Origin of the sequence: Lactimicrobium sp. (assembly GCF_036453465.1) — a bacterium.
Classification (GTDB): domain Bacteria; phylum Bacillota_I; class Bacilli_A; order Erysipelotrichales; family Erysipelotrichaceae; genus Bulleidia.
This window is the reverse complement of the sequence record NZ_JAZHUW010000005.1, coordinates 78,034-85,348: the sequence shown is the minus strand read 5'-3', so window position 1 is coordinate 85,348 and position 7,315 is coordinate 78,034. Positions and strand designations below refer to the sequence as shown.

The following is a 7,315-nucleotide window of genomic DNA, read 5'->3' as shown; positions in this document are numbered from 1 at the left end:
AAGATTCAGTTTTGAAAGAACGAGTTCCAAAGTTGTTTTTATTGCGCCTTGGCCGCAATTTTTTATATCTCCGGCTTCTCAGCCGGCAGATACCTATCAGTTGCCTTCCGGGTTTTCGACACTACTCGTATCGCAATCTTAAAGAGTATGTAAAATATAACACACAATCTCAGATTACAAAGCCCATGTCAGCGGCTGATATCACTGCATCATGACTTCCATTTCCAGTCATCAGGTACTTTCCCGGAAGAAGAAAACAGTTTCATCTGCTTTTTCATCAACTTCCATTGATTATGTAATAAAATTTCAGCGATTGTACAATTGTTCTGTAGTATCATATGCGTTGTCTGATTATGAAAAACGTTACCATCTTACTGCGTGAAAATGCGGATTATCTCAACCCGGCAGAAAAAGCCGCTGCTGAATATATTCTGAAAAACTCCTCCCAGGCTTCCAGCCAGTCCGTCCAGCAGATTGCGGCCAGTGCCTTTGTCTCTCCGGCTGCCGTTGTGCGGATGTGCAAATCCCTTGGCTTCAAAGGCTTCAAGGAATTCAAGACAGCTCTGACCGCCGATCTTGCCTCCCAGAACATCACCTTTACCCTGAGCCAGGAAGATATTCAGAAAGGAGATTCCCTCAACGATATCATCCACAAAATCACCCAGAAAAACATTCAGTCCCTGTATGATACCCTGCGCCTGATGGATGCGGATGAGCTGGAAAAGTGCGTCAAAGCCATGCAGAAAGCAAAACAGGTCAAGCTGTTTGGCTTAGGTGCTTCCCTGATCGTTGCCAAAGATGCCTATCTCAAGTTTCTGCGCATCAATAAAACCTGTATCTTCAACGATGACTGGCATGCCCAGCTGATCTGTGCCCGCAACAGCACCCCGGAAGATCTGGCCATCATCATCTCCTATTCCGGTGAAACCAAAGAAATGATCACCTGTGCCCATGAACTCAAGAAAAACGGTACACCGATCATTGCCATTACCAGATGCGTCGCCACCTCCATTGCAAAGATGGCAGACATGCACCTGTACACAACCGCCAATGAATCTCTGTTCCGTTCCGGCTCCATGAGCAGCCGGATTTCCCAGCTCAACATCATTGATATCTTGTACACAGCCTATGCCAACAGCGAATATGACTACGCAATGACAGAGCTGAAAAAGACACACATCCAGAAAGAACATCAGGATAATAAAGCATAAGAAAAGCAGTGTTGACTGCATGCATGTAATCAGCACTGCTCTTTACTTTCTGCTTTCTGACTCTTTTATTTCAGCATGGAAGCAGCTGCTTCATCCAGGAAGATAACCGTATCCGGATGGCGCTGCAGAATACTTGCCGGGCAGGAAGTACTGACAGGTCCATTGACCATATCATGCACTGCCTTTGCCTTATTGGCACCCGTCGCAATCAGAATGATCTTTCTGCATCTCATGATATCTGCCAGACCCGTGGTAATTGCCATGGTCGGAACCTTTGACTCATCATGATCAAAGAAACGGGCATTATCATGAATTGTCTGTTCCTTCAGATGCACAAGATGCACCAGAGAATCAAACGGTGTGCCTGGCTCATTGAAAGCAATGTGGCCATCTGAGCCAATCCCCAATACCTGCAGGTCAATTCTCACACTGGAGAGCATATCTTCATAATCATGGCATGCCTTCTGCTCATCCTGAGCACAGCCGCACGGAATATGAATGTTCTCTTCCGGAACATCAATATACTGGAACAGCTTTTCATGCATGAATGTATAGTAGCTCTGCGGATGGTTCTGCGGCAGGCCGACATACTCATCCAGATTATATGTCACAACATCCTGATACGATGTCCCATTGGTACGGTGATCCTGTGCCATCAAAGCATACAGTCCCTCTGGTGAACTGCCCGTTGCCAGGCCAAGCACAGCATTCTTCTTCTCACTCACCGTATTTTTCATCACCTGAAAAGCAGCCTCAGCCACACGACGGCTGTCCGGTGCAACAACAATTTTCATACGATTCCTCCAATCCTCTGCAGCAATCACTGCAGTCCATGAATCATTCTATGCATTCCTGCATGCAAAGGCGAATCAGAATCTGAAACATTATTTCAGCAAGTCATTCAAAAAGAGGAAGCTCTCACTTCCCCTTCTTACTGCAGATTCTCTGTTTCTACACTCTTGTCTTCCTGGTCGGTATCTGTCTCAGCCTCAACCTCTTTGATAATGCATTCATTGCCTCTTACAAGCCAGGTATTCTCACTGTGGCAGTAAGGACAGATCTTGGCATATTTGACAGTCGGATAGGTTTTGCCGCAGTCACCGCACATGGTTACGGCTGGAATTTCTTCAATCTTCAGCTCACACTCTGTTAACAGCGGATGTCTTTTGCGAAAGTAATTCCAGCAGTCCGTGAAGTAATCCGTCATAATGCCGGATACTTCACCAACTTCCAATGTTACGGAACCATACTTTGTGATGTGCTGCTGTTCTGCCATCTCATCCAGTGTTTTAGCCAGATGGAAGACAATGCCCATCTCATGCATTATTGTCTGCTTTCTTCTTGTGGTTGAACAGAATCTTCATTTCACGCTTGGCAGCATATGGTGCAATCAGCTTCATTTTGTCCTCTGCCCTGATCATTCTGGAGGCATCCGGCAGATCACGCTCCAGATGAATGGCATCAAACTCACATCTGGTTGTGCAAAGTCCACAGCCAATGCAGCGGTTGACATCCACCGTTGTAGCACCACAGCCAAGACATCTCTTTGCCTCAGTAGATACCTGTGCTTCTGTCAGTGTCTGTACCGGATTTTCAAACGGATCATCCACTTTCTTCATCGCCGGCATCTGCCTCTTGGCATTATCATACGACTCTATCTCGATATCATCCTTATCCAGAGCAATGAACTCACGCAGATCACGGCCAATCGTCAAAGACTGTCCCTCATGGACAAACCTGTGCATGGACTCCGATGCCTTCTTGCCCTCGGCAATGGCATCAATCGCAAATCTTGCCCCATGATAGATATCGCCGCCAACGAAGATATCATCCTCAGCTGTCTGATAGGTTACCGGATCCGCCTTCACACAGCCATTGCGGGCCAGCTCCACCTTGGTCCCCTTGAGAAGATCCTTCCATACCGGTGCCTGGCCAATAGCCTCAATGACATGGCTGCAGGCAATCTCCAGCGTATCATTCTCATCATACTGCGGATTGAAGCGTCCTGTTTCATCCTTCACGCGCAGGCACTTCTTAAACACAATGCCAGTGACCTTGCCATCCTTTGCCAGGATTTCCTTCGGGCCCCAGCCATTGTGAATCTCAACGCCATCTGCCTTTGCCGCAGCGACTTCATCATCCGCAGCCGGCATTTCATGCTCACCCTCCAGGCACAGCATCGTTACTTTGCCCTTGGTCAGGCGGGCAGCCGTTCTGGCCGCATCAATGGCAACATTGCCGCCGCCGACAATCACCACATCACCATCAAGACTGATGTGATGGTCAACATTGGTACGATGCAGGAAGGAAACAGCAGACTCCACGCCCTCACTGTCTTCACCCGGTACATTCGTCTTCCTGCCGCCCCACAGGCCAATGGCAAGATAGAAAGCCTTATAACCCTCATCACGCAGCTGGGAAATCGTCACATCCCTGCCGACTTCCGTACCCATACGGAATTCAACACCCATCTGTCTGAGCACATCAATCTCAGCATCCAGAATATTCTTTTCCAGCACGAAGGAAGGAATACCATAGGCAAGCATGCCGCCCGGTTTTTCTTCCTTGTCAAACACCGTCACATCATAGCCTCTTTCCCGCAGATAATAGGCACAGGAAATGCCAGCCGGACCGGCGCCAATCACGGCCATCTTATAGTCAGGACCCCAGAATCCACCATGGTCTGTTTCACACAGCGGCACATACCGCTTATCTGCATCCAGTTCCTGCATGGCAATGAACTTCTTGATCTCATCAATGGAAACCGGCCGGTCAATCGTACCTCTGGTGCACTCCTGCTCACAGCGCTTGTTGCAGATATAACCACACACAGCCGGCAGCGGATTATCCTGCTTGATCAGCTTCAAAGCATCCAGATATCTGCCTTCACCTGCCATATGCACATAGCCCTGCACAGCCAGATGAGCCGGACATGCTGTCTTACATGGTGCTGTACCGGTTGTATAGCAGTTGATCTTAGCATCCTCACGATAATTCGGATTCCAGTTGTCAGCCGTCCACTTTGTCTCATCCGGCAGTAACGTCTTCGGATACACAAACGGACTGCCATCCTTGTGGCACAGCTTCTGGCCAAGCTTGGCAGCGCCCACCGGACATACTTCCACACACTTGCCGCAGGCCACGCACTTGTCATGATCCACATGAGCACGATAGGCACTTCTGCTCATATTCGGTGTGTTATACAGCTGGCTTGTACGGATGGCATTGCAAACACCCGGGGCACAATTGCAAAGACCGACAATCTTGTCTTCACCATCAATATTCGTTGTCTGATGTACGAAACCATGACGCTCACTGCGCTCAATGATTTCCAGAGCCTCTTCTTTGGTGATGTAATGGCCGCGGCCGGTATTGACACACCACTCAGCCAGATCACCCAGGCCGATGCAGCACTCCTGCTCAATCTCACCATCACCCTCGCCGCGCATTCTCTGCTGGCGGCGGCATGTGCATACACCAACGGACAGCTTGCCATCATACTTTTCCAGCCAGTGGGAAATATGCTCCACCGGTACAGAAGTGCTCTGTGATTCAATGGCTTTCTCAACCGGGATGACATGCATGCCAACACCGGCACCGCCTAATGGTACCATCGGGGTAATACCCTCTAATGGCATCTGGGTCATCAGATTAAAGAACGTTGCAATGTTAGGATACTCTTTGACAAGCTCATCATTCATCATCATGAACTCGGCAATACCCGGCACAAAGATCGGCACATCATACTGCAGATGATGATCTTCATTCTCGCGATTGGACTCAATGCAGCCAATCCACATCAGATGATCCACCACATCCTTTGCGTCCTGCACACTGAGATGATTACGGCGGGCAATCTCTTCAAGATCCAGGGAAACACGCGTCTTTCTGAAGCTGAGCATCAGCTTCACTTCCTGCTTGCTCAATACCTCATTCAGACACCATACCTCCGGATCATCTTCCTTGATCGTATGGGTATACTTGGCCACATAGCGGTCTGTGATCATCCCCGCAAGCTTGATCAATAAGCGTTTCTTCTCCGGATCCTGGATCTTGTCCTGCGGCCCCGGCTGCCAGTCTCTGGCATTTGTCATTCTGTTCTTCTGTTCCTTCATCGCTGTTCTCCCTTTTGCCATGCAATGATCTGTGCATGCAGCCACTGGCACCATGCACTCATACCCTCACCAGTTTTTGCAGAAAGCGGGAAAATCTCAATTTCAGGATTCAGCCGCTTCACTCGCTCAACACACTTTTCCAAAGAAAAGTCAAAGTACGACTTCGTATCAATCTTACTGATCACAAGCGCATCCGCTTTGGAAAACATCAGCGGATACTTCAGCGGCTTGTCATCCCCCTCCGGCACAGACAGAATCATCACATTCTTTCCTGCCCCGGTATCAAACTCCGCCGGACAGATCAGATTGCCAACATTCTCAAGAAACACAAGATCCGTATTTCTTAAATCCATATGTTTCAGTCCCTCTGCAGTCATGCCGGCATCCATATGGCACATGCCATCCGTATGCACCTGAATGCTCTGTGCCCCGTTTTTCTCCATTGTCACAGCATCCACATCACTGGCAATGTCCGCTTCCATGACGGCAATATGCACATCCGGCATCAAAGAAACCGTTGCCTTTAACAATGTTGTCTTACCAGAACCAGGTGAGCTCATCAGATTGATGAGCAGCGTCCCGTCCATCTTCATCTGCATCCGCAGCGCATCGGCATCATGATCATTCGACGCTGTCACAGACTCATGCAGTTCAATTACCTTCATGCCGCATCCACCCGCCTTTCAAGATCAGCGATCCAGGCATCAAAGCCTGCCCCCGTCTTTGCCGAGATCTCAAAGACTTCCATATCCGGGTTCAAGGCACGTACCCGTTTCTTTGCTTTTTTTGTATCAAAGTCAAACACCGGCACCACATCAATCTTGTTGATGAGCATCACATCCGACACCTGAAACATCAGCGGATATTTCAGCGGCTTGTCATCCCCCTCCGGCACCGAAAGAATCATCACTTTCAGCTGCGCACCGACATCAAACTCTGCCGGGCATACCAGATTGCCGACATTCTCCAGAAACACCAGATCCACATCATCCAGGCCAAGTTTCACAAGGCCTTCATACGTCATCTTTGCATCCATATGGCAGGATCCCCCGGTATGAATCTGCAGTGCCTTTGCCCCGGCTTTTTCCACCGTATCCGCATCCACCACAGCATCCACATCTGCTTCCAGAACGCCAATGCGGTATTTCTCTTTCAAAAGAGAAATGGTACGCACAAGCGTACTCGTCTTGCCAGCACCAGGGGTCGACATCACATTCACCAGAAATACATGATGCGCAGCCAGAAGATCCTTCACTTTCTGCGCCCACACAGCATTATCTTCCTGGACGCTCTCCTTCAATTCCAATACATCAATCGACAAGTTAAATTCCTCACAATCTTCTTAACACATTGTATCTGAAAGCGCTGTCATGAAACAAGAGCCTATCTGTCATTATTGCGACACTGCACAGAAAATGATGTAAAAGATGTTCCAGATTCTGTTAACATCCCTTATCTTTTCACATGTCAGCAAAAACAAGACAAAAAAAGAATGTCAGATTTCTCTGACACTCCTTTCAGGCTGATACCTTGTTTTTCACCGGGGTGACGATTTCCGGCACCTCCGGGAAGTTTTCATCCACAATATCCTGGATCGTTGCAGCGGCAAACACTGACTCCATCATCCGCTGCACCTTCTTGTAATACTTGTGCATCGGACAATAGGACGTCGCATACCGGCTGCAGTAGCCATCCGGTTCCAGACAGCGGTTGATGCAGATGGTCTCTTCCATCGCCTTCAGCACTTCCAGCACCGATATCTCACTGGCATCCCTGGCCAGCATATAGCCGCCATTGCTGCCAAGCTTCACCTTCACAAGACCGCCATCACGCAGTTTCCGCAGAATCTTCTGGGTATGCTCAACCGTGTGAAAACCAAGTTTCTCAGTCATCTCCACCGAAGTCACACACCGCTTTTCCTCTGCCAGAAACAGCATGCACCGGATTCCATAATCAGTTTCAAGATTTAATTGCATTCCTCGCTCCTTG

The 7,315-nt window shown here is 48.8% G+C and carries 7 protein-coding genes; 1 reads left to right on the top strand and 6 read right to left on the bottom strand.

Annotated features, from left to right (window positions below; genetic code table 11):
• The first annotated feature begins 353 nt into the window (after positions 1-353).
• On the top strand, positions 354-1,211 hold the full coding sequence (locus SOI44_RS02575; RefSeq protein ID WP_331347677.1) for a MurR/RpiR family transcriptional regulator: 858 nt from the start codon (positions 354-356) through the stop codon (positions 1,209-1,211).
• Positions 1,212-1,276: 65 nt separating this feature from the next.
• On the opposite strand, the gene nagB is transcribed toward SOI44_RS02575, so the two are convergent.
• From nagB to SOI44_RS02545, 6 genes are all read right to left on the bottom strand, one after another.
• Positions 1,277-2,005: a glucosamine-6-phosphate deaminase gene (gene nagB / locus SOI44_RS02570; protein WP_331347676.1), complete on the bottom strand. Its 729-nt coding sequence runs from the start codon at positions 2,003-2,005 to the stop codon at positions 1,277-1,279.
• Positions 2,006-2,142: 137 nt separating this feature from the next.
• Entirely contained in the window at positions 2,143-2,535 is a 393-nt protein-coding gene (locus SOI44_RS02565; RefSeq protein ID WP_331347675.1) for a hydrogenase maturation nickel metallochaperone HypA, read from the bottom strand.
• The gene (locus tag SOI44_RS02560) at positions 2,528-5,326 is read right to left on the bottom strand and encodes an FAD-dependent oxidoreductase (protein WP_331347674.1); all 2,799 of its coding nucleotides are present in this window, start codon (positions 5,324-5,326) and stop codon (positions 2,528-2,530) included. The genes SOI44_RS02565 and SOI44_RS02560 overlap by 8 nt, the downstream gene beginning before the upstream one ends.
• Complete coding sequence (gene hypB, locus SOI44_RS02555; protein WP_331347673.1) at positions 5,323-5,991, bottom strand: hydrogenase nickel incorporation protein HypB; 669 nt, start codon at positions 5,989-5,991, stop codon at positions 5,323-5,325. Before hypB (SOI44_RS02555) ends, SOI44_RS02560 begins: the two co-directional genes overlap by 4 nt.
• Positions 5,988-6,647, bottom strand: a complete 660-nt coding sequence (hypB, locus tag SOI44_RS02550) for a hydrogenase nickel incorporation protein HypB (protein WP_331347672.1) — start codon at positions 6,645-6,647, stop codon at positions 5,988-5,990. The genes hypB (SOI44_RS02555) and hypB (SOI44_RS02550) overlap by 4 nt, the downstream gene beginning before the upstream one ends.
• 196 nt (positions 6,648-6,843) lie before the next feature.
• A complete protein-coding gene (locus SOI44_RS02545) occupies positions 6,844-7,302 on the bottom strand; it encodes an RrF2 family transcriptional regulator (protein ID WP_331347671.1) in 459 nt (152 codons plus the stop codon).
• Positions 7,303-7,315: the final 13 nt, after the last annotated feature.

Excerpts from the sequence above, each read along its gene's own strand:
- nagB (WP_331347676.1), bottom strand. The coding sequence starts at position 2,005 with ATGAAAATTGTTGTTGCACCGGACAGCCGTCGTGTGGCTGAGGCTGCT.
- SOI44_RS02565 (WP_331347675.1), bottom strand. The coding sequence starts at position 2,535 with ATGCATGAGATGGGCATTGTCTTCCATCTGGCTAAAACACTGGATGAG.
- SOI44_RS02545 (WP_331347671.1), bottom strand. The coding sequence starts at position 7,302 with ATGCAATTAAATCTTGAAACTGATTATGGAATCCGGTGCATGCTGTTT.
- hypB (WP_331347673.1), bottom strand. The coding sequence starts at position 5,991 with ATGAAGGTAATTGAACTGCATGAGTCTGTGACAGCGTCGAATGATCAT.
- SOI44_RS02560 (WP_331347674.1), bottom strand. The coding sequence starts at position 5,326 with ATGAAGGAACAGAAGAACAGAATGACAAATGCCAGAGACTGGCAGCCG.
- SOI44_RS02575 (WP_331347677.1), top strand. The coding sequence starts at position 354 with ATGAAAAACGTTACCATCTTACTGCGTGAAAATGCGGATTATCTCAAC.